The organism is Acinetobacter sp. ANC 5378, assembly GCF_013004315.1.
In the GTDB taxonomy this organism is placed as follows: Bacteria; Pseudomonadota; Gammaproteobacteria; order Pseudomonadales; family Moraxellaceae; genus Acinetobacter.
Genome location: NZ_JABERK010000009.1, coordinates 45,589 through 72,404, shown reverse-complemented (window position 1 = coordinate 72,404; position 26,816 = coordinate 45,589). Strand labels below are relative to the sequence as shown.

General features: G+C 39.9%; 23 protein-coding genes. 8 read left to right on the top strand and 15 right to left on the bottom strand.

All coding sequences use genetic code 11. From position 1 onward, the window contains the following. Nucleotides 1-315: 315 nt before the first annotated feature. Nucleotides 316-1,128 carry a hypothetical protein gene (locus tag HLH16_RS02385; RefSeq protein ID WP_171528102.1) on the bottom strand — a complete coding sequence of 271 codons (813 nt, stop codon included), beginning with the start codon at nt 1,126-1,128 and terminating at the stop codon, nt 316-318. Nucleotides 1,129-1,299: 171 nt separating this feature from the next. On the opposite strand from HLH16_RS02385, the gene metG reads away from it, so the two are divergent. Both metG and HLH16_RS02375 read left to right on the top strand, forming a co-directional pair. After that, the gene (gene metG / locus HLH16_RS02380; RefSeq protein WP_171528090.1) at nt 1,300-3,360 is read left to right on the top strand and encodes a methionine--tRNA ligase; all 2,061 of its coding nucleotides are present in this window, start codon (nt 1,300-1,302) and stop codon (nt 3,358-3,360) included. Nucleotides 3,361-3,667: 307 nt separating this feature from the next. Next, nucleotides 3,668-4,639: an MBL fold metallo-hydrolase gene (locus HLH16_RS02375; RefSeq protein WP_171528089.1), complete on the top strand. Its 972-nt coding sequence runs from the start codon at nt 3,668-3,670 to the stop codon at nt 4,637-4,639. A gap of 58 nt (nt 4,640-4,697) precedes the next feature. Here HLH16_RS02375 and HLH16_RS02370 read toward each other — a convergent pair whose 3' ends face one another. Next, on the bottom strand, nt 4,698-5,678 hold the full coding sequence (locus tag HLH16_RS02370) for a diguanylate cyclase (protein ID WP_171528088.1): 981 nt from the start codon (nt 5,676-5,678) through the stop codon (nt 4,698-4,700). A 303-nt stretch (nt 5,679-5,981) separates the two neighbouring features. Here HLH16_RS02370 and HLH16_RS02365 point away from each other — a divergent pair, with 303 nt between their 5' ends. The 3 genes from HLH16_RS02365 (at nt 5,982) to HLH16_RS02355 (ending at nt 11,341) form a co-directional block, all read left to right on the top strand. Then, nucleotides 5,982-6,359 carry a VOC family protein gene (locus HLH16_RS02365; RefSeq protein WP_171528087.1) on the top strand — a complete coding sequence of 126 codons (378 nt, stop codon included), beginning with the start codon at nt 5,982-5,984 and terminating at the stop codon, nt 6,357-6,359. Nucleotides 6,360-6,484: 125 nt separating this feature from the next. Then, on the top strand, nt 6,485-7,735 hold the full coding sequence (locus HLH16_RS02360; protein ID WP_502707629.1) for an exonuclease SbcCD subunit D C-terminal domain-containing protein: 1,251 nt from the start codon (nt 6,485-6,487) through the stop codon (nt 7,733-7,735). 9 nt (nt 7,736-7,744) lie between these two features. Further along, a complete protein-coding gene (locus HLH16_RS02355; protein WP_171528086.1) occupies nt 7,745-11,341 on the top strand; it encodes an AAA family ATPase in 3,597 nt (1,198 codons plus the stop codon). A 63-nt stretch (nt 11,342-11,404) separates the two neighbouring features. On the opposite strand, the gene HLH16_RS02350 is transcribed toward HLH16_RS02355, so the two are convergent. Further along, on the bottom strand, nt 11,405-12,202 hold the full coding sequence (locus HLH16_RS02350; RefSeq protein ID WP_171528085.1) for a thioesterase family protein: 798 nt from the start codon (nt 12,200-12,202) through the stop codon (nt 11,405-11,407). Between the two features lie 161 nt (nt 12,203-12,363). Further along, nucleotides 12,364-13,050, bottom strand: coding sequence for a YggS family pyridoxal phosphate-dependent enzyme (locus tag HLH16_RS02345; RefSeq protein WP_171528084.1), 687 nt, complete (start codon nt 13,048-13,050; stop codon nt 12,364-12,366). A 124-nt stretch (nt 13,051-13,174) separates the two neighbouring features. On the opposite strand from HLH16_RS02345, the gene HLH16_RS02340 reads away from it, so the two are divergent. Further along, nucleotides 13,175-14,212, top strand: coding sequence for a type IV pilus twitching motility protein PilT (locus HLH16_RS02340; RefSeq protein ID WP_171528083.1), 1,038 nt, complete (start codon nt 13,175-13,177; stop codon nt 14,210-14,212). Between the two features lie 25 nt (nt 14,213-14,237). Continuing rightward, nucleotides 14,238-15,359, top strand: coding sequence for a PilT/PilU family type 4a pilus ATPase (locus HLH16_RS02335; RefSeq protein ID WP_171528082.1), 1,122 nt, complete (start codon nt 14,238-14,240; stop codon nt 15,357-15,359). 168 nt (nt 15,360-15,527) lie between these two features. On the opposite strand, the gene gmtX is transcribed toward HLH16_RS02335, so the two are convergent. The 3 genes from gmtX to fur form a co-directional block, all read right to left on the bottom strand. Beyond that, complete coding sequence (gene gmtX / locus HLH16_RS02330) at nt 15,528-16,199, bottom strand: gamma-mobile-trio protein GmtX (RefSeq protein ID WP_171528081.1); 672 nt, start codon at nt 16,197-16,199, stop codon at nt 15,528-15,530. Then, nucleotides 16,189-16,611: a hypothetical protein gene (locus tag HLH16_RS02325; protein ID WP_171528080.1), complete on the bottom strand. Its 423-nt coding sequence runs from the start codon at nt 16,609-16,611 to the stop codon at nt 16,189-16,191. Before HLH16_RS02325 ends, gmtX begins: the two co-directional genes overlap by 11 nt. Before the next feature lie 288 nt (nt 16,612-16,899). Beyond that, complete coding sequence (gene fur / locus HLH16_RS02320; RefSeq protein WP_067723906.1) at nt 16,900-17,337, bottom strand: ferric iron uptake transcriptional regulator; 438 nt, start codon at nt 17,335-17,337, stop codon at nt 16,900-16,902. Between the two features lie 112 nt (nt 17,338-17,449). Here fur and HLH16_RS02315 point away from each other — a divergent pair, with 112 nt between their 5' ends. Beyond that, the gene (locus HLH16_RS02315) at nt 17,450-17,848 is read left to right on the top strand and encodes an outer membrane protein assembly factor BamE (protein WP_171528079.1); all 399 of its coding nucleotides are present in this window, start codon (nt 17,450-17,452) and stop codon (nt 17,846-17,848) included. A 45-nt stretch (nt 17,849-17,893) separates the two neighbouring features. Here the strand turns inward: HLH16_RS02315 and HLH16_RS02310 are convergent, their stop codons facing one another. From HLH16_RS02310 to rep, 8 genes are all read right to left on the bottom strand, one after another. Then, nucleotides 17,894-18,217 (bottom strand): RnfH family protein, encoded by a 324-nt coding sequence (locus tag HLH16_RS02310; RefSeq protein WP_131291540.1) that lies wholly within the window; start codon nt 18,215-18,217, stop codon nt 17,894-17,896. After that, complete coding sequence (locus HLH16_RS02305) at nt 18,217-19,299, bottom strand: SLC5/6 family protein (protein ID WP_171528078.1); 1,083 nt, start codon at nt 19,297-19,299, stop codon at nt 18,217-18,219. Before HLH16_RS02305 ends, HLH16_RS02310 begins: the two co-directional genes overlap by 1 nt. Before the next feature lie 141 nt (nt 19,300-19,440). Further along, the gene (locus tag HLH16_RS02300; protein WP_131291544.1) at nt 19,441-19,896 is read right to left on the bottom strand and encodes a bacteriohemerythrin; all 456 of its coding nucleotides are present in this window, start codon (nt 19,894-19,896) and stop codon (nt 19,441-19,443) included. A 490-nt stretch (nt 19,897-20,386) separates the two neighbouring features. Further along, a complete protein-coding gene (locus HLH16_RS02295) occupies nt 20,387-21,235 on the bottom strand; it encodes a class II glutamine amidotransferase (RefSeq protein WP_131291546.1) in 849 nt (282 codons plus the stop codon). Nucleotides 21,236-21,444: 209 nt separating this feature from the next. Further along, nucleotides 21,445-22,344: an acetylglutamate kinase gene (gene argB / locus HLH16_RS02290; protein WP_131291548.1), complete on the bottom strand. Its 900-nt coding sequence runs from the start codon at nt 22,342-22,344 to the stop codon at nt 21,445-21,447. Between the two features lie 10 nt (nt 22,345-22,354). Beyond that, nucleotides 22,355-23,779: a phosphomannomutase/phosphoglucomutase gene (locus HLH16_RS02285; protein WP_171528077.1), complete on the bottom strand. Its 1,425-nt coding sequence runs from the start codon at nt 23,777-23,779 to the stop codon at nt 22,355-22,357. Nucleotides 23,780-24,244: 465 nt separating this feature from the next. Then, complete coding sequence (dut, locus tag HLH16_RS02280; RefSeq protein WP_171528076.1) at nt 24,245-24,697, bottom strand: dUTP diphosphatase; 453 nt, start codon at nt 24,695-24,697, stop codon at nt 24,245-24,247. A gap of 35 nt (nt 24,698-24,732) precedes the next feature. Beyond that, on the bottom strand, nt 24,733-26,772 hold the full coding sequence (gene rep / locus HLH16_RS02275; protein WP_171528075.1) for a DNA helicase Rep: 2,040 nt from the start codon (nt 26,770-26,772) through the stop codon (nt 24,733-24,735). Nucleotides 26,773-26,816 lie beyond the last annotated feature (44 nt).

The window sequence follows — 26,816 nt, the reverse complement described above, 5'->3', positions numbered from 1 at the left end:
CAAGATGAGTGAGTAACGGTAATTAAAAAAAATGTTCTTTAACCCAATAAACTCTAATTGCAAGCTTCAATACACACGAACTGTCCAACCTATAAATCAATTTAAAAATTTCAGGTTAATCTTTCATTCAATACGTACTGTTGTTTTAATTTCCGATATGCAGATAAATCGAGTGATTAACATTGCTTTAGGAAAGCTTTACATCTAGAACAATACACCACCCTTTGTTTGGATGGTGCATTTGGTTGGTCATTTCAGAACTTTACTTCAGTGAATTTCAAACCGGTAGCATTCAATTTAATGAAATTTATTTTATTATTTTCTAAGTGTGCTCATAAAACTCACGACTGAAAACAGCCAGATAAACAAGATAAAACTGCGTTCTTTGCTGAAATGACTGACATCTGTGCCATGCAAAATATTATGGCGTGTCATGGTCACAGTTGAGCTGCTATCCATTTTATAGACTGCCAATTCTGCAAAATAACGATTCAGTTCAGTCGCAATTTTAGCTTTATGCCACAAACTTTTAATTTCATTGCCCTTTAAACCCGGCACAATTTTATAGACATCGACAAATTTGGTCTGGTTCTGTTTTAAGAAACCACGTTCAATCAGGACATCGGTCAATAGACCTTCCAACTGAGCATACAAAAGCGGGATGCAGCCTGCAAGACACTGCATCTGATACAGTTTAAACGCTTCTTGAATCACCAGACGGCGCTGTGTTTTATTTTCGGCATCAATCTCTAAAGCGTCAAAGGCTTCAAGCAGTTCGGCTTGGAAATAATCCGCATTGATCACATCTAAAAGATCGAAGCTTGCTACATCCTGCTCATGTTGATTGACCAAGCTCCAGATATGAATCAGGTTTAATGCATCATTGGCAAATTTGGCATCAACCGGTTGATCAAGATCATCGGCAAGTACATCAAAATAAGCTTCAACTTGAGCATGTTGACGTAATGCTTGCATTAAATGCGTATGTTCACCCGCAGACATTTCCTGAAGATATTGCTCGGCGTTTTGTAAAATGCCTTTCCCGAGTTTGTTCTGAGCATTCTGATTTTGTGGAATTCGGGTCACTTCTCGTTCGAAATCATCTAAATCAAAATCATCATCAATCATGGACTTGCTACTCATTCACATCTGTATAACTGTGTATTATCGCTGTTCTTGAGGAGCGAATATATAAAAATCTACTTTTGCAAAGAATTCAGCTAATCCCTTGTGCATCTGGCATGCAACTAAGGTAAAATCGATCACCTTGCATAAAATACGAATGAGAGAGTTATATCCGTGCGTAATATCCTAGTCACTAACGCCCTTCCATACGCCAATGGTCCAATCCATATGGGTCACTTACTCGGTTATATCCAAGCAGATATTTGGGTTCGTGCCATGCGTGCAATGGGTCATGATGTGACTTATGTCTGTGCGGATGATGCTCACGGTACAGCTATCATGCTGCGCGCTGAAGCGAACGGTATTTCACCTGAAGCGCAAATTGCCAATGTACAAAAAGAACATATGCGTGACTTTGATGGTTTCGGTGTTCACTTTGACCATTATGATTCGACCAACAGCAAAGAAAATAAAAATCGTTCATCTGAGATTTACATTAAGAACCGTGAAGCAGGCAACATCGCAGTTCGTCCTGTAAAACAGTTATTCGATCCTGAAAAAGGCATGTTCCTGTCAGATCGTTTCATTAAAGGTACATGCCCGAAATGTAAAGCGGAAGATCAGTACGGCGACTCATGTGAAGTTTGTGGTGCAACCTATAATGCAACAGAATTATTAAATCCAAAATCAACTTTAAGTGGTGCGGCTCCTGTTGAGAAATCATCAGATCATTACTTCTTCAAACTTCCGAATTTTGGTGAATACCTGCAAAAATGGACGCGTGATGAAGGTCGCCTGCCAGTTTCTATCGCAAATAAATTGGATGAATGGTTTGAAGCCGGTTTAAACGATTGGGATATCTCTCGTGATGCACCGTATTTCGGTTTTGAAATTCCAGATGCGCCAAACAAATACTTCTATGTTTGGGTAGATGCGCCAATTGGTTACATGTCAAGTTTTGAAAACTACATCAAAACCAAACGTCCTGAACTCAGCTTTGACGATTACTGGAAAAAAGATTCTAAAAACGAGGTTTATCACTTCATTGGTAAAGACATCGTTTACTTCCACGCGTTGTTCTGGCCTGCAATGCTTGAAGGCGCAAACTACCGTACGCCATCAGGTTTATTCGTCAATGGTTTCTTGACTGTAAATGGTCAAAAAATGTCTAAATCTCGTGGTACGTTCATCAAAGCCGAAACCTATTTAGAGCATTTAAACCCTGAATATTTACGTTACTACTTCGCGTCTAAACTTTCTGACAAAGTTGAAGATTCTGACTTGAACCTTGATGACTTCGTTCAAAAGGTAAACTCTGACTTAGTTGGTAAAGTAGTGAACATTGCCAGCCGTTGTGCGAAATTCATCAATACCAAATTTGATAATAAGTTAAGCGCGAATTGTGCAGAGCCTGAATTGGTACAAAGCTTTATCGATGCAGGTACCTCGATTGCTGCTCAATACGAAGCACGTGAATTCTCTGCTGCAATTCGTGAAATCATGGCGCTTGCAGATAAAGCTAACCAGTACATCGATGAGAAAAAACCTTGGGCACTCGCGAAGATTGAAGGCGAAGAACAACAAGTTCACGATGTATGTTCTGTCGGCATTAACTTGTTCCGTCAATTGGCTGTTTATCTTGCACCTGTACTTCCAACATTGGCTCAACAAGTTCAAGACTTCTTACAATTGGCTTCTTTCGATTTCGCTTCTCGTGAAACGATTCTTGTGGGTCATGAAATTGCGTTGTTCCAACCGTTAATGCAACGTGTTGACCCGAAAGCGGTTGCGGCTATGGTCGATGCATCTAAAGATTCTTTAGCTGCGCCTGCTGAAGCGCCAAAAGCTGAGAAGAAAAAAGAGAAGAAAGTTGCTCCTGCAAAAGTTGAACAGAAAGTTGGTGAAGCTGAAATTATTGGCATCGAAGACTTTATGAAAGTTGACCTTCGTGTTGCTGAAGTTTTAGAAGCGGCTACGGTTGAAGGTTCTGACAAACTTCTCCAATTAACTTTAAATGTTGGTGAAGCTGAACCACGCAATGTATTCAGTGGTATTCGTGAGTTCTACCAACCCGAAGACCTTAAAGGCAAACTGGTGGTAATGGTGGCTAACCTTGCACCACGTAAGATGCGTTTTGGTATCTCTAACGGTATGGTGCTCGCTGCGGGTAATGGCGAAGGTGTTTGGGTGATTTCACCTGAAACTGGTGCTAAACCAGGTGAGAAAGTGTCTTAAGATTTAAAGTCTGATATAAAAAAGCCTCTACGATGTAGGGGCTTTTTTGTTTGCTTATACCTCTCCCTAACCCTCTCCTAAAAGGAGAGGGTATTTCATTGTGAACTCTAAGACAGCATAAAATCAGATAACCCGCGACATGGATGTCGCCCGTTCGTTAGGGGTACACGGACGTGCCATCTAACGAACAAAGGATTTTTGTTACTTTTGATCCTTCAAAAGTAAGGAAAAAATCCAACCTAAAAATTTAAAATCTATACTTATCTATGCTAAAAATATTCATCACTTTAAATTTAATAACAATCCTATGAAAAACCTAAAACCCATCCTCCTCGCTTTAACCCTTGGCACAGCAACCCTCAGCACCCAAGCTGCTGAACCAACTACCATTCAAGCACCTAAACAAGTGGCTGGCTATTACCATCACCAAATCGGCAATACCCAAATCACCGCCCTACTTGATGGTACAAACTACTTAAACCCATCCATGTTTAAAGGCTTAAGCGAGCAACAAAAAAATGAAATTTTAAAGAAATACTATGCTGACCAAGCCAAAGGCATCCAAACCTCAGTCAATGCCTTTCTCATCAATACAGGCAAGCAACTGCTGATGGTCGATAGCGGTGCTGCAAGCTGCTTTGGCGCCCATTTAGGTTCGATCTATAACAACCTCAAAGCATCAGGTTATAAGCCTGAACAAGTGAATGAGATCTTCCTCACCCACCTACACCCTGACCATGTCTGCGGTATCTCCAACAATGGTATCGCCAATTATCCAAATGCCACACTGCACATTGCCAAAACCGAATATGATTTTTGGCTAAATCCCAATACCGTGAAGAAATTGCCAAAGGATAAACAGGCCGGTTTCCTGGGTACGGTTGAGAAAATTAAAGCCGCTTTAGCTCCGTATGAGAAAGCCAAAAAAGTGAAGGTATTCTCTGACAAATCATTGGCTTTTGGCGGTATCGAATTTAAGCCATCGTTTGGTCATACACCTGGACATTACAGCTTTAAATTGAAGTCTGATGGTCAAGAAGCGGTGTTTATTGGTGATATCGTGCATTCCCATACCCTTCAGTTTGACCGTCCTGAAACCGCCATTGAATTTGATGTTGACCCCAAAGCAGCGGTACAGACACGTCTGAAACACTTTGCTGAATATGCCAAAGAAGGTCAGCTGATTGCAGCACCGCATTTACCTTTCCCGGGTTTAGGTCATATTTACTCTAAAGACGGTAAGAGTTATCAGTGGATTCCGGTATATTTTAAAGATTGATAAAAGATGAATAAAAATAATCCCCTCGCTTGAGGGGATTTTTGAATTTATCTGTATTTCAATTGTCTACTGAACTTAAAATGGAATTTGATATTTTGTCGGCAACGAAGCGCTTACGCCCGGTTTGTTTGGCTTTAAACAGGTTTTTATCGACCATATTCAAAAAGTGTATTTTGTCATCTTTTTCTGTCGGGCAAATACATTTCACCCCCAAACTTAAGCTGACATTTTCAGAAATGGGAGATGCCCGATGCGGAAGATTGGCCTGATCCATCATGTGGAGTATATTGTCTGCAATTTGAATCGCTCCTTCCAAATGTGTTTCTGGCAACACAATCGCAAATTCTTCTCCGCCATAACGTGCCACCAAGTCACGTGGACGTACACAGCAACTTTCCAGCATCTGTGCAATCTGCTTAATACAGGCATCACCAATAATGTGCCCATTAAAGTCATTGTATTGCTTGAAAAAGTCGATATCGATCAAAATCACTGAAATTGGCTTTTGCTCACGTATTGCGTTGTACCATTCGCGCGAATAAAAATCATCAAATAGACGGCGGTTGGCAATTTCGGTTAAACCATCCTTATAGGAAAATTCTTCCAGCTTGCGGTGTAAGGCGGTTAATTTTTCTTCCTTTTTCTTACGGTCAGAAATATCAAACATAAAACCGACTAAACGTTCAACTTCACCATTTTCCTTGCGTACCACATGAACTACATCACGAATCCAGCAATATCCACCGCTTGCCTTTAAGGCACGATAATCCGCTTCATGATCTATACCCGCAATCGATTGCGACACACAATAATTCAGGACATGATCACGATCATCCCGGTGCATACGGTCTGCCCAGTCCTGCACCGATTTCCAGGAATCCTGTTCCCAGCCCAGTAACTTTTCAATTTGAGGGCCAATATAACTAAACTGTTTAGTGGCCCAGTCTATGCTCCAGGGTATGGCCAAAGTCGACTCTAATAATGTTTTATAAAACATGTCATTCGACAATTGCTGCTCATCAAACGGATTATTTGGCATAAAATTACTCTAATTTGAATGTGCAAAAAATGTCTTAGCATGTTCTGGTTTTGCCATACAGGACATTTTAATACGCTCTTGATGATTAACCTGCTTGCAGCAGGTTCCCCAATAAAAACTGCTTTTTCACAACTGAACATTTTTACGTTTCAAGATGATTGTTTATTCTACAATTTCTCTCAAAGAAGAAACACATCATTCCGAGCATTTGATTTACTTTAAAAGCAATCAAAAATCACTCATACGGCAAAAGCATCGCATCCATTTTTCTAAAATTTTCAAAACAACACCCAGGATCACATGATGAATTATATTGTCTACTTTGAAATCCAGTCTTCAAACCCACCCAGAGACATTAACTTTTACCAGACTGTTTTTGGCTGGAAATTTACCCCAGTTGAAGGTCTTCCTATTGAATATTACCAGATCGAAACTGAAAACATGTCGGGCGGCTTATTTAAACCTCCTGCAGAAGTCCCTCCAGCCCATTGTGGCACCAATGCTTTTACCTGTTCTGTGCTGGTCGAAAATTTCGATGAAGCATCCAGGAAGATTCTTACCGCTGGTGGTCAAATCGCCATGCCTAAATTTGCAATTCCCGGTCGTTGCTGGCAGGGATATTTTCTCGACCTAGATCAAAATACCTTCGGTCTGGTTGAAGCAGATGAAAAAGCACAATAAAAAAAGAGATAAATTCTAATGAATTAACACGACTTAGGTGGTCGCACCCGTGATGTATTGCATAATAAGTGGCTGCATTTATGGTAATTTATAGCCTCATCATGCATTGTGATTTGGGGCGTTACATGACTGTTCATTTTTTTCATACATCAGATTGGCACTTGGGACAATTCTTTTATAACCATTCACGCCAGTATGAACATGAACAATTTTTAACGTGGCTACTTGAACAAATCAAACAAAAACAACCGAATGCCCTACTCATTGCCGGGGATATTTTTGATGTTATCAATCCTGCATCCGCCGCACAAAAACAGCTTTATCAATTTTTAGCCGATGCCCATGCACTTGCCCCACATATGCAAACCCTAATGATTGCCGGTAATCATGATTCGGGTTATCGGATTGAACAGGTCGAACCCTTGCTGGAAAAATACAATGCCAGAACGGTTGGAGTGGTTCGCTGGAATGATGACAAGACTTTAGATCTCGATCGCTTACTGCAACCCATTTATGACCGAGATAAAAAGATTATCGCCTGGTGTTTAAGCCTGCCCTTTTTACGTGCTGCTGAAATTACCGGTTTTAATGAGCACACCACCAATAGCCAAAATGCGATTGCCTATTTACATCAACAACTGATCAGCGAAGCCAAGAAACGTAAGACCGCTGATCAGGCGCTGATTTTAATGTCGCATGCGCATATGCAAGGCGGTGAAACTTCCGACTCTGAACGCCCGATTATTATTGGCAATGAAGAAGCCCTCTCTACCGCATTATTTGATGAGGTCATTGATTACGTGGCACTTGGGCATTTGCATAAACCACAAAAAGTTCAGCATCCGCATATTCGTTATAGCGGCTCACCGATTCCGCTCTCTTTTAGTGAAATTAACTATAAACACCAAGTGGTTGAAGTCAAAATTGAACCATCGAAAGCTAATGAAACTGCTTTTCAATTTGAAGCATTGCCTATTCCACGCAGTATTCAGTTACATCGAATTCGGGGTGAGTTAAATGAGGTGTTCGCCCAGCTTAAAGCACTCACCAGTGGTGAAATTGCCAATATTGATCAACGTGAATATATCGATATTGAATATCATACCGACACACCGCCCCTGCCCAATTTAAGACAACAGTTTGAAGATGCCTTGCCTAAAGACCGCTATCGTCTGGTTAAAATTTCACGCCAATATAAAAACAATCAAGTGCAAAACTCGTCTGCAAAAATTCAGCTTGAACCGCCAACGCCAGAAAAATTATTTGAACAGATTTGGCAGAACAAAGGTTATGCGCAGGATGAGGCGGTGTTAAAAGATTTTCAAACTCTGGTTCAAGAAGCCCATCGTTCACTTGAAGATAGAAACACGATTTAAGGATTTGCCATGAAAATTTTATCTATCCGTATAAAAAATCTGGCATCTCTTGCTGGCGAACATTTTATTGATTTTGAAAGTGAACCTTTGGCCAATGCCGGTTTAATTGCCATTATTGGTAAAACCGGTGCAGGCAAATCCACGATTTTAGATGCCATGTGTCTGGCATTGTTTAACCAGGTGCCGCGTCTAAAAGGCAGTGATGGTAAATTGGTCGATGTCGATGGTTCTGAATTACTCGCCAATTCACCGTTAACCGTGCTTCGCCGTGGGACAGGACATGGTTTTGCCGAACTTGTTTTTGTGGCACAGGATCAAAAGCATTATCTGGCACGTTGGGAAATTAAACGTGCGCGTGAAAGTGCCACAGGTAAATTACAAAGTGTACAACGCTATTTAAAATGTTTAACCGATGGTGTGGTGATTGCGGATAAAGCCAAAGCAGTTGATGCCAGTATTCTCAAAATCACCCAACTCAGTTTTGAGCAATTTACCCGTGCAGTTCTACTGGCCCAATCTGAAGTGACTGCATTTTTAAAAGCCCGGGATAATGAACGTGGTGCTTTACTGGAATACCTAACCAACTCCAATATTTTTGCCAAAATTGGTGAAATTGCATTTCGTAAAACCGCTGATATTGAAAAAGAGCGTAAAAAACTCGAAGAAATGATTGGTCATATTGATATTTTGTCAGATGAAGCAATTGCGGAGCTGAATCAGCAATTTACAATCGCAACTATTGAATATAAAAAATTAGAAACTGAAAAAACAGATCTAAGCAAACAACAACTTTGGTTTGAAGAAAATCAAAAGCTGGAAAACCAAATCAGCGACAAACAAAAAAATTATGATCATCAATTTTTTGTTCAACAACAGTTAGCCGCTGAACGTCAAAAACTGAACCGTTTAGAAATATTTTCAAATATTCGCCCAACTGTGTTTCAACAGGCCCAATTAGTCAAAGCCCAACAACAGCTTGCACCACAGATTCAGCAACTCCAGAATTCTTTTGATGTGGTTTCAAAGCAATTTTATAATGAAGAACAACACTATAAAAAAGCGGACACTGAACTCAAAATTTTACAAGATTTTGAATTCACCCATGCCGAGGCTTTAAAACAAGTCCGAAGCTGTATTCAAGAACGTGATTTTATTGGGGCTGAATTTAACAAGCTGAAAACCAGATGCATAGAATTAGATGCACAACAACAGCCCTTAAATGTGCAAAAACAAAATATTGAACTGGATATTTCAAGGCTTTTCGACCAGCAAAAAGCAATCCAAAAGCAATTATCTGAAACTGAAAAATTCAATCCGCTGGATCAAAGTATTCATGCCCATATTCAACAATTACAGCAATTCATTACTCAATATCAAACGATTGAACAAAGTTTAGGGGATCTGACTCTGGCGCAATCAAAATGTGCAGAAGATCAACTTAAGTTAGAACAGCTCCAGACTGAATTTGGTTCTGTCACGCAGATTGAACAGCAACTGCTACAATTAAATTCTGAGCGTGAGCTGAAAATTTCACAGCTTAATCAGCTGGATCTTGCACAACAAAAGTTAAAACAATATTTTGAATTACATGCGGATGTATCTAACCATCAAACTAAATTACAGACATTCAGCTCACAAGCACTTGAACTGAATCAGGCAAGTACACAAGCAGAAAAAAGCTTTGAAGCGGCAAAAAATGAACGGATTCAACTACAAGAAGTTTTGCAAAAACAGCGCTTATTGCATGCAGAAAACATTGAGCAATTACGTAATAATTTAGTGGCGGATGAGCCTTGTCTGGTATGTGGTAGTACTTCTCATCCTTATAAGAATGATGAATCACACGTTTCAAAAGCCTTGTTTGAATTGCAACAACAGCAAGAACAACACGCCATTCAAAAAGAGCAGGAGAATTTTCAACGTTGGCAAATGGCACAACAACAGGCGACCAAAGCGCAATCTGAACTGGATCAACTCAAAAACAGCATTCAAAGCAATCTTGAAAAATTAGAAATCCAGCAAAAAGAATTAGCACAACAGTTTTCAAATGTGCAGATTCAAATCAATTTTGAACAATCAGCTCATGATATTGAGAAACAGGCCTTAGAAGCTTTAACTCAATTTAAAAATGAAAAACAAGCTCTTGAAAATCAATTAACAACACTCAACCAAGTTCTTAAAGATCAACACACTTTAGCCCAACAAATTCAAAGTATTCAATATCAACTGAACAATGCTCAAAACTTGCAACAACACGTTCAGCATGTCATCGCTTGTTTAAGTGAGGCTGAACAACAACAATGGATCACACAAACCACGGCTCAAGCAAAAGTTGTTTTAACAGCATTATCCAATCGTGCTCAACATCTGACCAGCTTAGATAAGCTCGCTAAAGATCAAGATAATCTTCATCAAACTTTAACTTTAGTTAGCACAAATCAGAACAACCTAGCGAAGCTCATTTCTGAAACGACCCAAACACGCGATCAAGCCTATGCAAGAGGGCAAAAAAATACCCAGATTGCCACTCAGCTGATTCAACAGATGACCGGTTTAACGGAAATCAAACCGCATGAATGGTTGCTGCAACATGATGCAGACCGTCAACAAAAACAACAGGTTTATCAGCAGCAAAAACAAAGTTTTGAATTATTGAGGATTGATTTTGAGAGACAGCAGAGTGATTTGAAACAATTGACCTCTCGACAGGCTGAACATCAAAAAACCATTGATCTGCTGAATGTTGAAATTGAAAACTGGTTGAAAGCACATCAAGATTTTACCACCCAGGATTTGACCGATTTGGTACAGATCAGTTCTGCACAAGAACAAAAGATTCGGACTCAACTGCAAAATGCTGAACGGCTATTGAATGAAAGTGCATCTGCTTTAAAAACCTTACAAGAGCAACAGACAGCGCATCTCAGCCAGCAACCGAATATTGAGCTGAATGTCTTAACACAGCAAATTAAAGACAATCTGGATGCTTTAACGGCTCAATCTGAGGTCTTAGATAAACTCAAACTCGATCTTGCACGCCATCAAGATAATCTTGATAAACAGACCAAATTTGCCGATCAGATTCAAAATATTCAGCAACAGGAACATCGCTGGGGCAAAATCTCTGGACTGATGGGCGATGCAAACGGTAAAAAATTCCGTGATTATGCCCAGCAATACAATCTCGACATTCTGGTGGAACATGCCAATCAGCAACTCGCCATGTTATCACAGCGTTATACCCTGAAGCGTTTAGACCATTCCTTAAGCCTTGCGATTGTCGATCACGATATGGATGGAGAAACCCGTTCAGTCTCCTCACTCTCGGGTGGGGAATCTTTCTTGACTGCTCTCGCCTTGTCCCTTGCGATTGCCAATATGGCCTCGGGTTCGATGAAAATTGAATCGCTGTTTATTGATGAAGGTTTTGGAACTTTAGATGCATCTTCTTTATATATGGTGATGAATGCCTTGGATCAGTTGCAAAGTCAGGGACGCAAAGTGGTGCTGATCTCGCATATTCAAGAAATGCATGAACGCATTCCGGTACAGATTCAGGTCAAGCCTTTGGGTGCCGGTGCAAGTACCATTCAGGTGGTGGGGTAATTTTAAAATCCGAAAAATCATAAAAAAGCCTAGAAATACTCTAGGCTTTTATTTGCAAAAAAACTATGCCATGGGACGTAAAGTCAGAATCTGTTCACTGCGCCCGAATGGTCCAGAAAGATCATGCAACACGGAACTGGTTAGACCGATACCATCATCGCCATATTGCTGCATGGTTTCCAGACCCAGCCACTGACCTTGCGGTAAACGGTGCATATGGATCTGTAAATCCAGGTTAGGAAAGCCCCAGCTAAAAGGTGTTTCTTGACGTGGCACAATGCCATTGGCGGTATCGACCATCCCCATTAAGCGGACAAAATCACTGGTCGGTTCACCTTCAACCATGTCATGTGGCGTTCGCAACCAAACAATGCCCTTCCCTGCACGGCGCTGATGACTTCGTGCTTCTATCGACTGAATATACCCACCCGGCCACTGACGAATTCCTTCCCACACTGGCGCATGTTCAGGCGCATTTCCATGAGCATCTTCCAAGCCTTTAATTTCATGGCTATTTTGCGTCATCATGCGCCAGGTACGTGCAACGATACAGCTTTTACCCTGAGCTTTCATTTCTGACTCAATCAGCTCAATGGTCTTGCCCGGGCGAATGACTTTGGTGGTGATACTAAACTCCCCGGCAGGAATCAGACCTAAAATATCCAGACTGATCCGGCCAATACGCATATCATGTCGTGGGGAAAACTGGTCTAATTCCGCACAGATAATACCTGTCGCGGGTGCCATATGCTGCTCATGCTCATTCCATGCCCCTTGAGCCAGTAGGGTTGAGCGATAATGCGCCGTGACTTCTCCGGCCACATCCGTATTTCGCCCGATCAATTGATAATATGCCGTCATACACTTCCCTATTTTCTTGGTCGAATAAATAATTTTTATACAGACTATGCCCTTAGGCAGTTCCTTTTGTACTCAACTTTAGTGGAAAGCTCAATTTTTAAAGCAAAAACTGAACCCTAAAGTTCAGTTTTCAAAACCATCAAAATGGATATAAGTATTCTTTACTGGGAATAATCCCGTGCACCAAACAATGCCGTTCCAACTCGAACCATGGTTGATCCTGCTGCAATTGCTTCTACCATATCTCCAGACATGCCCATGCTTAAGGTATCCCAGTTTTCAGGATGTGCATGTTCAGATTTCACTTCTTCAAATAACTGCTTGGCATCGCTAAAAGCTCGAGTATTATTCGGTGCAGGAATCACCATCAAACCGCGCAATTTTAAATGTGGAAGCTGGCTAATCTTTTGAACCAGTTGCGCCACTTCATTTGGCTGACATCCATCTTTAGTCTCTTGCGCATCAATATTGACTTGTAGACAGATATTCAGCGGTGCTTGAGTAGCTTCACGCTGACTGGATAAACGCTCGGCAATGATTAAACGATCCACCCCATGTACCCATGCGAAGCTTGCAGCCAGATGTTTGGTTTTATTGCGCTGCACATGACCAATGAAATGCCACTCGATGTCCAAATCATTTAAAGTTTCAATTTTATCCAGCGCTTCTTGTAAATAATTTTCTCCAAATGCACGCTGCCCCATTTGGTACATTTCACGTAGCGACTCACTTGGATGAGTCTTCGAAACAGCCAGTAACTGTACGGTTTTCGGCTCACGCTGGGCCTGTTTACAGGCATCTTCAATTTGCTGTAAAACTTTATTTCGTGATGCTTGAAGACTATTCATTGACGAGGTTCTCATTTTCGTTCATCTTTTTTTACTTTCCCTTTAAACTAACTGTTGGTTAAGCTCTGGGAAAGCCTTATTATTCTAACAAAATAAATAACATTTAAATGATCTCGGGGAAATTATGGACATCACTGAACTTTTAGCCTTTTCTGCTAAAAATGGGGCGTCAGACTTACACTTATCAGCGGGTATGCCACCACTCATCCGTGTCGATGGCGAAGTTCGTCGTATCAACTTACCCGCTTTAGAACATAAAGAAGTACACAAACTTGTGTATGACATCATGAACGATAAACAGCGTCGTGATTTTGAAGAAAAGTTAGAGACCGACTTCTCTTTTGAAGTACCGGGGGTGGCGCGTTTCCGTGTCAACGCATTCAACCAAAACCGTGGTGCTGGTGCAGTATTCCGTACCATTCCATCAAAAGTACTGACCATTGAAGACCTTGGCATGGGTCAAATCTTCAAGGATATTTGTAATTTCCCACGCGGTATTGTACTAGTGACAGGTCCAACGGGTTCTGGTAAATCCACCACCCTTGCTGCAATGGTGGATTATATCAACGACAACCGCTACGACCATATTTTAACGGTCGAAGACCCGATCGAGTTTGTACACGAATCAAAAAAATGTCTGGTCAACCAGCGTGAAGTCCACCGTGATACCCATGGCTTTAACGAAGCATTACGTTCTGCCCTACGTGAAGACCCTGACATTATTCTGGTCGGTGAGATGCGTGACCTTGAAACCATCCGTTTGGCATTGACTGCCGCTGAAACGGGTCACTTGGTCTTCGGTACACTACATACCACCTCTGCTGCGAAAACCATTGACCGTGTGATTGACGTATTCCCGGCGGAAGAAAAAGACATGGTTCGTGCCATGTTGTCTGAATCCTTACAAGCCGTGATTTCTCAAACATTATTGAAGAAAAATGGTGGTGGTCGTGTTGCGGCACATGAAATCATGATTGGTATTCCTGCCATCCGTAACCTGATCCGTGAAAACAAAGTGGCGCAAATGTATTCTGCCATTCAAACTGGTGCCAACTACGGTATGACCACGCTAGATCAAAGCCTAAAAACTCTGGTGGCTAAAGGCATTATCAGTCCGCAAACTGCCCGCACCATGGCAAAACAACCAGAATCATTCTTATAAGTTTAAACGGATTTAGGATCTTATTATGGATTTTAACGACTTACTGAATTTGATGATTCAACAAAAGGCATCCGACTTATTTATTACGGCCGATGTTGAACCATCGATGAAAATTAATGGGCAGATTCTGCCCATTGCAAAGACCAAACTGACTGGCGAAATTGTTGGACAACTTTTAAACTCAATAATGAGTGAAAAGCAACGTAAAGAATTTGCTGAAACACGAGAATGTAACTTTGCCATCAGCAACCGCGACAAAACTGCCCGTTTCCGTGTCAGTGCATTTCAACAACGCGATGAACCCGGTATGGTATTGCGTCGTATCGAAACTGTCATTCCGACCATGGAACAGCTAAAGTTACCGCCTATTTTAAAAGAATTGGCCATGACCAAGCGCGGTATCATCATGTTTGTGGGTGCGACAGGTACAGGTAAATCGACCTCTTTGGCTTCCATTATTGGCTATCGTAACCAGAATTCCAAAGGTCATATCATCACCATTGAAGACCCGATTGAATTTATCCATGAACATGCAGGCTGTATCATTACCCAGCGTGAAGTGGGCATTGATACCGACTCTTTCGAAGTTGCTTTGAAAAATACCCTGCGTCAAGCACCCGATGTCATCTTAATTGGTGAGATTCGTTCGCGCGAAACCATGGATTATGCAATTGCCTTTGCTGAAACCGGTCACTTGGTATTTGCCACCCTGCATGCCAACAACGCCAACCAGGCCATAGACCGTATTATTCACTTCTTTGATGCGGACCGTCATAACCAATTGTTTATGGATTTATCCCTCAATTTAAAAGCAGTGATTGCGCAGCAACTCATTCCTTCTGTTGATGGTCAGTCGCGTCGCGCTGCGATTGAGATTTTAATCAACTCGCCTTTAATTGCAGACCTGATCCGTAAAGGTGATGTACATGAAATTAAAGAGTTGATGAAGCGTTCACGTGAACTGGGTATGCAAACCTTTGACCAGGCTTTGTTTGACTTGTATAAAGCCAAACAAATTACCTATAAAGATGCATTAAAACATGCCGACTCACCTAACGACCTTCGTTTGCAAATCAAGTTGTCCGAAGAAGGTGGCGATCGCTTATTGCATGCAAGTGCGAACATCACTTTTGATGGCCAAGCTTAAAGGCAAAAAAAACAGGCTTCTTTTGTTATATCTAGTTAAAATTGTATAAAAACTAGAAATGTTAAAAAAACTTTATTTTTAACAGTTATTTATGACATGGTCTGGTTTTTATATGCTTATAAAAGTGTATATAAAAAAACTGACTGGTTTATTGCCAGTCAGTTTTTTTTAAATTTCTGCTAAAACTTTTTGGATAGCTGAAATAAATCCAGTTTTAAACAAAGTATGTCCATTTTCATCTTTAACAGCCCCCATTTGAGTAACTGTCCAACAGCGACTAATGATTTTTGTCTCATTAATAGCATCTTCTAAAGCTTCGATTTCTGTCTTAAGTAAAATACTATCTAAGGCTGGCAAGACTTCAACTCCTTGCTCGGCCTGTGGAGTATAAAGAAATTGATTAGGACGCATATCTACAATTATTTCTGTATTTTGTTTAAGAATACTATTCTCCGCCTTAAGCTTGTTCCTCTCCGCAATAATTTGGCCAAATACAGCTCTCATAGCAGGGTCAGCTAAACGTTTTAAAAGTTCCATATCAGCAGGTACTTTAAATTTTTTAGAGTAATCCTTTGGAATTTTTTTTACAGACCCATTCGCCTTAGTTGCCCAAGCATCAATCAAACGACGAAAATGTTCACCTGATTTATTACGAATACTAACTGTTCCTACGCCCCCATTAGCTTTAGATAATCTTCCAATTGTTGCAATAGAAAAGTCTTTCTTTCCTTCTTCAAATTGCCTTTTCAAAAGGTGATTCAATTTGTCTAATGAGCATTGTGTACGAGGGTTTTTATCTCTTTTAAGATCATCTAAAATCATTTCGATATCAACCAACATTCAAAAAAACTCCTTTTTCTGTTCGATGTGATAATGATTTAATTGAAATACCTTGGGAGAAATTATTTTTTGAGTGATCTAAAACACTCATACCAAAATCAAGCAATTTACTATCCTCCATAAATTGACCGAGTTCTAAATAGTTTGCTACTTGTTTAAAACCATCCAATTTATCTATGGGATTTGCTTGTGTAGCCATTTGGCGAATCATGGCATTTGCAGAAATCAACTGTTGGTATTCATCTAGCATTAATAAATGAGGTGTATAACCTTTACGTAGCATGATGCGACTTAAGTTTAAAGTTCGCTCTTGAATAACAGATGTTTTCTTTAAATCATCAAGCATATCAGGAAAAATTTCAGCATCTTCACATAGTAATGAAAGGTGTAATAACTCAGATGTGGTTTCCATAAGCCCATTTTGAAGCAATGTACTATGATAAAATTAATCCGTTAGGTCAGGTAGCCTAACTTAAATAAACTGTCTCCGACAAACCCGGTACGGTTCAGAGTGTTGTAGCTTAGATCTTGTAATTGAGTTTTTATAATTTATATATTTTTTACTAGTAATATTCATTTTAAATTATCTTTCAAGTAATAAAAAAGATCCCATCAAGGGATCTTTTTTATGATTTTATATATTATTTACTACTAGTAATAACAAAAGAAGCCTGTTTTTTTAACTACTTTCAAGTCAGTGTTATTTTTTACGTAATGCATCTTGGCATTCAGGTGCATCACAATAACCATAAAGATTTAAAGAGTGACCTGTCAAAGTAAAGCCATACTTTTCGGCCACTTCATGTTGCTGAGTCTCAATCACATCATTGGTAAACTCAACGACTTTGTTGCAATTCTGGCAAACAATATGATCATGGTGATCTTCTTGCATGATTTCGAAAACGGAATGATTATTTTCAAAATGATGACGTTGAATAATGCCTGCAGCTTCAAATTGTGTTAACACGCGATACACAGTTGCTAAACCGACATCTTCACCTTGTTCAAGTAAAGTTTTATAAATGTCTTCTGCGCTTAAATGGTGTTGTCTTGAATTTTCTAATAATTCCAATATTTTTATTCGTGGAAGCGTAACTTTAAGTCCAGCTTTGCGTAAATCTTGATTTGAAATAGGCATGTAAAAAGGTCTCTCAACAAATTTAAAGTTGGAATATGCAACAAAGTTTAGATGCAGTATGATCTATCCGTGGATCAAATGCATCATAATTAATTTGGGATAGTGTAGCAAAATGCAAAAAATCATGTTGACGTTATTCGTCACTTCACTGCTCGCAGGCTGTTCGACCTTGGGCGTTTATAAAGTTGATATTCCGCAAGGAACGCCATTAACTCAAGCACAAGCTTCAAAAATTCAGGTCGGTATGAGTCACCAACAAGTGCGCTTCTTGCTCGGTAGCCCTACAGTTTCAGATCCAATGAATCCTTTACGTTGGGACTACATCTACAACTATATACCAGGAACATATGCTAAAAAAGCCAACATTCCTGCAGCTCACGGTCAACATTTAAGAATTTACTTCGATCAAACAGGCACTGTCATAAAGATTGAAGGTTTGGAAACAATTCCAGAATCTCAACCCGGCTTACCAGGATCAAAAGAAGCGATTCTAAATGCGCCACCACTATAGCCGCTTTAAAATAAAAATAAACCCCTCATTGAGGGGTTTTTCTTATCACTTCAATTGTTTAAAGCGATTTCCGCGACAATAAAGTCCAACCGGATTTTCTGCAGCACGTTTTCGGCGAATATCCTTCGGATTAACCGTTAATGCGCGATAAATCTCGACACGATCACCGACTTGTAAGATTTGATTGGGATCTGGCAATCGCACCCCAAAAATCCCCAATGAAAGTGGTTCGGGTAACTGAATTTGTGCCCGAATCCCACTTTGTTCAATCGCATCTAAAGCAGTCATGCCTTGATGAAAAGGAACAGCAATATGAAACTGTTGATCCTGAGCCGCATATGCCACCCAAACCTGTGGTATCTCACTCATTAGAACCATTGTCCAATAATCGCAATCATTGCCAAGATGATCGATACAGGCAGAACCACACGCACTGCAATACGCCACAAGTTATAAAATAGCTCATGGCTAAAATTCATGGACTTGCGTAAATGACTAATTTTCATGATCCAGCCCGCAAAAATGGCATAAATCAAGCAAATCACTAAGCCCCAAAGCATAAGTACCGTATTAAAAATTGGACTCATGGCAGGAATTGCCCAAACCAATACAGCAGCCAAGATGACGATCCATTGAATCGCGATATTCAGTTGACGTTGCAGTAATTGTTCACGTGCCATATTGAGTAAAAGTGCAGATGTACTCACTACAGCAACCACAAATGCAAAAGTTGGAATTTGAGCATTGGCAGCAAAGAAGCCAAAAGCAACCACTGCGAATAATTGCGCAATCCAGATCGGTAAAGCTGTTTTGGTTGCAACATCTTGTTGATTAAGCGTCGGCAAACTACTTTGCCAGTACAAGCCCATCCCTAAACCGCTGGCAACCAGTGCCAATACGGTCGCACTGCCCCACTCGCTAAATTCAACTGGCGTCACTTGCCAAGCAGGCAAAGCCGTTCCCATCACATTCGCTAGAATTAAGGAAGCTAAAACACCCACAACACTTAGGATGACAATAATCATTCGAGGTGCAAATGAAAGTGCAATTGCAACAATCGCCAAGCCAACGAACAATAGATTTGGCGCAATGCCATTGAAGGCAAAATGACCCAACAACTGGCTTGCATTAGACAGCATGCCACCTGCCAAGAAAGGAATAAAGACAACCGCTAACCAACCGACGACGCGCCATTTTTGCGATGCATCTGCATCACGCGTCAAGCTAGACAATGCATTTAACGCTGTGGTTTTTGAGCGCTTCGCCAAGGCAATTTCTAAATAACAGATCGGTAATGCCAAAATAAGCATAGTACCTAACCATAACAACCAAAAATCAAGTTGGCGATCAACTTGAATCCCGACTATCGGTGCTAATGTGGCAATGATGATAAAAGATAAACAAAATGCCATCAGCGGTGATAGCCATCGTGACATAGCATTGTCCTGCATGATGCGTTCCTAAAAAAAGTCTATCGCTATTTTGCCTTTGTCATGGGGGAAAATCAAAAAGAAAAAGCAAACCATCAGGTTTGATGATTTGCCGCGCAAGATTATTATGACTTTTATTTGTTGTTATCTCGTTTATCTTTTTTATGAAAAGAAACGAGCAAACCAGTTTTTACCTTTTTTCTGTTCTTTTTCTTTAATAATACCCATCATATTTTCTTTTACTGCACCCACATAATCTGCATCATCGTGCTGAATATGGTTAATCAGCCATTTTGAAAGCACTTCATGCAATTCACCTTCAATGGCTTGTCCCATTTCAAAACGGTCACGGTATGATTCAATCTTTTTAATAAATAAATCATGTACACGTTTATGCGGTACACGGTATTTATAACCGGCTTCTTCTTGTAAAGACTCTTCAAAAGTAAAATGCGACTGAGTATAATCAATAATATTTTCAAGTATTTGTTTAATACGAGCACGATCCGTATGTTCTGCAACATCATCAATTTCATTGATATAATCAAGAATTCGTTTGTGCTGATCGTCAATCACATCGATACCAGTATTATATTCTGGAACCCATTTCATTTTCATTACGACCACCTATAAAATATATACGATTCATCACATAAACTCATAATATATTGATTTTTAACAAATAAAAATCAACCAAAACAGTTGGTTTTAAACAAAAAACCATATAGAAAACATAAACCAATGATATATAATGATTTTCAATACAAAACCAACCAAAAGAATAAAGTATTTTTTAACCAACATAACCACCAAATAGGATTATTAATGATCAAAAAAATCTTAAATAACGATTAAATTATTAAAAAAAATAAAATGCTTAATTTAAATTTTTAAGTAAAAATAAAATAGCTTGATATAATTTTAATTTTCACAATAAATATATTATAAAATTTTAGTATTATAAAAATACAGTTTAAAGTATATAAATTTTATTATCAGGTTAATCAAAGGAATTAATATTTAAAAACACTTCACCTATAAAGCAAAAATCTATAAAGATATTGAATAGAAAACCTTTATAGATTTACACATATTTAGCTTTTATTGACTAATATTGATCTGCTTTGGTGATTCTTTTTAATTCTGGATTTAATCTTTCACGCTCAAGCCGTTCTACATGGGTCAACTGTTTTCTAATGGGACGCCCATCCTGAAATAAAATCATCTCTCCAGGCTCAAAGGCTGTCCAGACTTCATTTTGCGTTAAAGGCTCTGTGGTAATCACGGCGACTCGATCTTCAGGTGTAGTCACCTGACTGAAATCAACTTCTACATCCAGATCGATCAATTGAGCCGGTTTAAATGGGTATTCTCGTACCAGCCAATGCAATTTGGTGATGGCATAAGTAAATAAAGCCTGTCCATTCGACAAGCAAAAATTAAATGTGCCATGTTCGGCAATTTTGGGCGAAACTTCAGCCAACAGATCAAAAATTTGATCCAACTTCGGTTCATGATAGCCAAATTTATGAACCAGCTGATCGAGTAAAAAACAAAAAGCGCGTTCACTGTCGGTATTTCCCACAGGGGTAAAACGACCGGATAAAGTGGGATCAAAACCATGCAAATCGCCATTATGGGCAAAAATCCACTGACGTCCCCACAGTTCACGACTGAATGGGTGCGAGTTTTCCAGATTAATTTTGCCTTGCGTCGCTTTACGAATATGGGCAATCACATTGCGTGACTTGATCGGATAGTTACGCACCAGTTCAGCAATCGGCGACTCAACTGCCGATTGGTTATCGACAAAAAGGCGGCAAGCTTTATCTTCAAAAAAAGCTATACCAAAACCATCACAATGGTCGGATGTAATGCCGGCACGTTGAGAAAAACCACGAAATGAGAAAGTCACATCCGTTGGTGTAGCACAATTCATTCCGAGCAACTGGCACATAGTCTTTATCAAACAGAAAATACATGATTTTTCTATTTTGCATGACTGGGCAGAACGTTGCAAATCTCAATTTACAATACCCATCACTATTTTATGCATTAGCTCAAGAATGATGCTCAAATACCTAATTTTATTAAAAATTCAATTAAGACAGTCTAAACAAGGCAATAAAAAAAGCCTCACAAGGAGGCTTTTAAAAAATGACTCATTTAATGTTTAGCGCGGTTGGTAATTAAAGTCCCTACACCATGATCTGTGAAGATTTCCAATAAGGTTGCATGTGGAACACGACCATCCACGATATGCGCGCTGACTACCCCACCTTTCACAGCATCCAGTGCACAACCCACTTTAGGAATCATGCCACCATAAATCACACCCGTTTCAATCAAACGATCAACTTCTTGAGTGGTTAAACCTGTCAGCAGATTTTTATTTTCGTCGAGAACGCCAGTAATGTTAGTCAGAAGAATAAGTTTTTCCGCACCTAAAGCTTCAGCCACTTTACCCGCAACTAAATCTGCATTGATGTTGTAAGTATTGCCTTCATCATCTACGCCAAGCGGTGCAATCACAGGAATGAAATCGCTGTTCGTGAACATTTCAAGTACGTCAGTTTTCACACCAACGACTTCACCCACTAGACCCAAATCAATCTGTGTTACTGTGCCGTCTTCAGCCGTTTTTTCCATCAACAGCTTTTGCGCGCGCAGCAAATTACCATCTTTACCGGTTAAACCAATGGCACGACCGCCATGCTTATTGATGAGATTAACGATAGATTTATTTACACTACCGCCTAAAACCATTTCAACCACTTCCATGGTTGCAGGGTCAGTCACACGCATTCCATCAATACGGTCAGATTCACGACCGAGTTGCTTCAAGAATGAGTCCACTTGCGGACCGCCACCATGCACCACGATTGGATTTAAACCGACAGTTTTCAACAATACAATGTCACGTGCGAACGAGCTTTCCAGCTCTGGATCGGTCATTGCGTTGCCACCATATTTCACTACTAGCGTCTTACCCGCAAAACGTTGAATGTACGGCAAAGCTTCAGTCAAAATTTGTGCTTTGTCGATGCCAGTATGCTGATGTGGCATTCGCCTCTCCTTATTGAGCATCTAAAATGTCTTGTGCGATTTTAGGATATCGGTCACTTAACATGGAAACAAATGTGTTTCGAATAGCGTTTAATCTTACAGGATTGTCCGCATCAAAGCGTACTGTAAAATACTCACCTGTATTCGATGCTCGAATAATGCCAAATCCATCTTCAAAATCAAGTCGTACACCATCAATTTTACTTAATTGTGCGCCCAAATCATGACTTTTAACTTCAACATCATGTAATACCGCTGCAGGTTCTTCACTATGGGTACTAATGTAGAGATCTTCAGTACAACTGCGCTCAGGATAAGCCTTCAATATTTGTGATAGGGTTAAATCCGGTTGTTGACTTAAATATTCGAGCACACGTAAGGCTGCATATAAACCATCATCATAGCCAAAACCACGCCCGTCATTAAAAACATAATGACCTGCATATTCTCCGCCAAAGATAGCTTTGCCTTTAGATTGCGACATATATGTCCGCAAAAAAGAACTGCCTGTACGAATCATTTTCGCCTGTCCACCTAAGCGATGAACGGTATTCCTCACCATGGTCGAACATTTCACATCGTAAACAACCTCATGACCTGGATGCATTTTCAAACACATTTCTGAAAATAAAGCCAGTAATCGATCTGCTGAAATAATCATGCCATGTTCATCAATTAACACGAGGCGATCACCATCACCATCCAGTGCAATCCCCATATCAGCTTGCTGTTCAAGCACGGTTTTTCGTAATTCAACAAGATGTTTTTCTTGTGATGGATCAGGCGCATGATCAGGAAAATCACCATTCGCATCACAGCGGATGGGTATAATCTCGCAACCTAATCTGTTTAACACCAATGCAGCACAGCGCCCTGCAGAACCATTTAGACCATCGAGTACCACTTTAAAAGGGCGCTTTAACTGGATATCTTGTAATAATGCCTGCTGATATTCGAGACAATATTGAACCACAACTTCATGCTGAACAGGTTGGATTACTAATTTTTGTAATGGATCAAAAGCATCACGGGCACTTGCACCGACTTGTTGAATCATTTCTGGACAAGGGGGTTCATTTTGGATAATCCACTTAATTCCATTATCTGTTTTAGGATTATGACTTGCCGTAAGCATGATCCCATTACCATCAAATTGACGAGCAATAAAATATAATAATGGTGTCGAACAACAACCGATGATGGCCGCATTCAATCCTTTTTCTTCACATACTTGTCTAATTATTTCTGCATATTCTGGACTGGTTAAACGCGCATCATAACCAATGGCAAGTTGAGTCTGTCCGACCTTGTGATATTGGGCAACCAATCCATAGGCAATCGCTTTTACAATTTCAGGTGTCAAAAGTGACACTTTTCCACGAATATCATAGGCACGAAAAATTTGTGCCGGAAATTTTTTATTTTTAAAATTCATGATGATTTCTTCTACTTAGAGTAGCCCATAAAGTGAAAATCTTATGGAATGCTTAATGAAGTCAGTATTCACAACTAGTGCATCATCTTAAAGGAGGAGATTAACATTTTAAATGCATTTCATATTTTTAAGCAATGGTAAAAAAATCTTACAAATAATTTTCAAAAAAGATGATATTTGATTGAAACATAAATCTTTTATTCAATTTTAAAACCAATACTCTTGAATATTTTTTATTTAAAAACCAGCTCTTTACAAAAATAAAACGAGAGTTTATTTGAAGGTAAAAGTAATCTTTCTAATTTAAATGTTGTAAATCTTGATTTTATGAATGCTTTTATTATTTATAAAGATGATTAAAGTTTCAAATATAAACATACTATAAAATAAAGAATAAAACCTGATAAAAAACAAATATTTAAGTTAATTTATCAGGTTGTAAATTCTTTAAACTCAATCTACAGTTTAGCCTTTACCCGTATGACCAAAACCGCCTGCACCACGTTCAGTTGCAACAAATTCTTCCACTTGTTCAAATTCAGCATGCACTACAGGAACAAGCACATATTGAGCCAAACGCTCACCTGGCTCTAAAGTAAAAGCGGTTTGGCTACGGTTCCAAACTGAGACCATCAACTCACCTTGGTAATCTGAATCGATTAAGCCCACCAGGTTACCAAGCACAATTCCGTGTTTATGACCTAAACCTGAACGCGGTAAAATTAAACCTGCAAAGTTTGTATCTTCAATATAAATCGCCAAACCGGTTTTAACCAATACCGTTTGACCTGGCTCAATTACAGTCGCTTCTTCTACACAAGCACGTAAGTCTAAACCTGCTGAACCCGAAGTCGCATAGGTCGGCAAAGGCCATTGGCTGCCTAAACGTGTATCGAGTACTTTAACTTGAACTTTCATCTGTTCTTTCCTAATTGCATGGTTTAAATAGTGTATTAACGCTTAATCAGCGCACGTAAATTTTCGAGATAATGCTGTGCCTGCAATTTTGGATCAATATTGCCTGCCAATTTTTTCTTGCGACCCAGCCAGTCCAAATCATCTTGAGGCAATTCATCGAGGAAACGACTTGGCGTCATTTGCTTCATTTGCCCCCCATTTTTACGCTGTTCAGCCAGCGTAATGGTTAGGCCTTGGCGTGCGCGAGTGATTCCCACGTACATCAAACGGCGTTCTTCCTCAATGGTTTCTGCGGCAATGGAGTTTTTATGCGGTAATAATTCTTCTTCCAAACCAATCAGATACACATAAGGAAATTCAAGACCTTTTGAAGCATGCAAGGTCAGTAAATTGACCTTATCGGTATCTTCTTCTTCCTTCTGCTGCTCGAGCATATCCAGCAACACCATTTTACGAATCACACTTTCAATGTTTTTCTCATCGACATCTTCAGCACGATTAATCAGACTTTGAATGCTACTGTACAAGACTTCAATGTTATCGATCTTGGTTTTTTCTTGCGCTGGTGTTGCCGCCTGCTCTTTGATGTAATCGATATAGCCAGCTTCAAGCATCATCTGACGAATGATCGGCACAGGCTCGTCATCTTCAAGCAAGTTACGGGTAAAGTTACCAATAAAATCGGCAAATTCTGCCAGTTGTGTGGTGGCCTTTTTTGGCATCACCATGGTCAAGCGCTGATCACCCGCCGCGGTTAATAACGACAAATGATTTTCTTGCGCGAATAATCCCAGCTTTTCTAAAGTCACCGGACCAATCGCACGTTTTGGCGTATTAATAATCCGTAGGAATGCACTGTCATCTTCTGGATTAATGATAATACGCAAATAACTCATGATGTCTTTGATTTCAGCACGGCCAAAGAATGACTGACCACCCGACAACTTGTACGGAATTTGCATTTGGCGCAGCTGTGTTTCTAAAACACGGGCCTGAAAATTACCGCGATATAAAATCGCATAATCTTTCCAGTTTTTACCATTCATCAATTTATGCGTGATGACATCTTTAACCACGCGTTCTGCTTCATCATCATCATTACGACAGGTAATGACACGAATCACTTCACCATGACCTTTATCTGACCAGAGCTTTTTATCAAAAATATGCGGATTGTTACCAATCACCGTATTGGCTGCTTTCAAAATACGACTGGTCGAACGATAATTTTGCTCGAGTTTAATCACTTTTAAATTCGGAAAGTCTTCTTTCAACAAGGCCATGTTTTCTGGCTTTGCACCACGCCATGCATAGATCGACTGGTCATCATCACCTACAGCGGTGAATTGTCCCATCACCCCAACCAGCAGTTTCACCAAAATATACTGTGCAGTATTGGTATCCTGATATTCGTCGACCAACAGATAACGAACACGGTTTTGCCATTTATCCCGAACTTCGGCATTTTCTTGTAATAAACGGGTCGGCATCACGATCAAGTCATCGAAATCCACTGCATTATAGGCACGCAAGTTGCGCTCATACAGTTGATACAAATGTGCAAATTGCACGTCTTCTGCCGTCTCGCAGGTGGTATGAGCTTGCTCGGGTGGAATCAGGTCATTTTTCCAGTCCGAAATCATTTTCATGGCTTTGGCAATCAGTTCTTTACTTTCTGCACCGGACAAATTATCACGATGCATTAAATCCATAAGGATGCGTTTGCAATCATCGGCATCCAAAATTGAAAAATTATTTTTTAATGGAGTATGTTTAATTTCTAAACGAAGTAAATTCAAACCAAAAGTATGGAAGGTCGAAACAGAAAGACCTTTGGCCTCTTCACGAGATAATAATTTTCCGACACGTTCTTTCATTTCACGTGCAGCTTTATTGGTAAAAGTCATGGCGGTAATGCGATGTGCAGGAATGCCACAGTTCTGAACCAAATGTGCGACTTTTCGCGTAATAACGGACGTTTTACCTGAACCTGCCCCTGCAAGTACTAACAAGGGTCCTTGAGTATATTTCATGGCTTCAAGTTGCTTGTCATTGAGCTGACTTGCCGACGACATAGTATTTCCTCGTTTTGATTCGAGCTAGATTATAGTCATCTCAG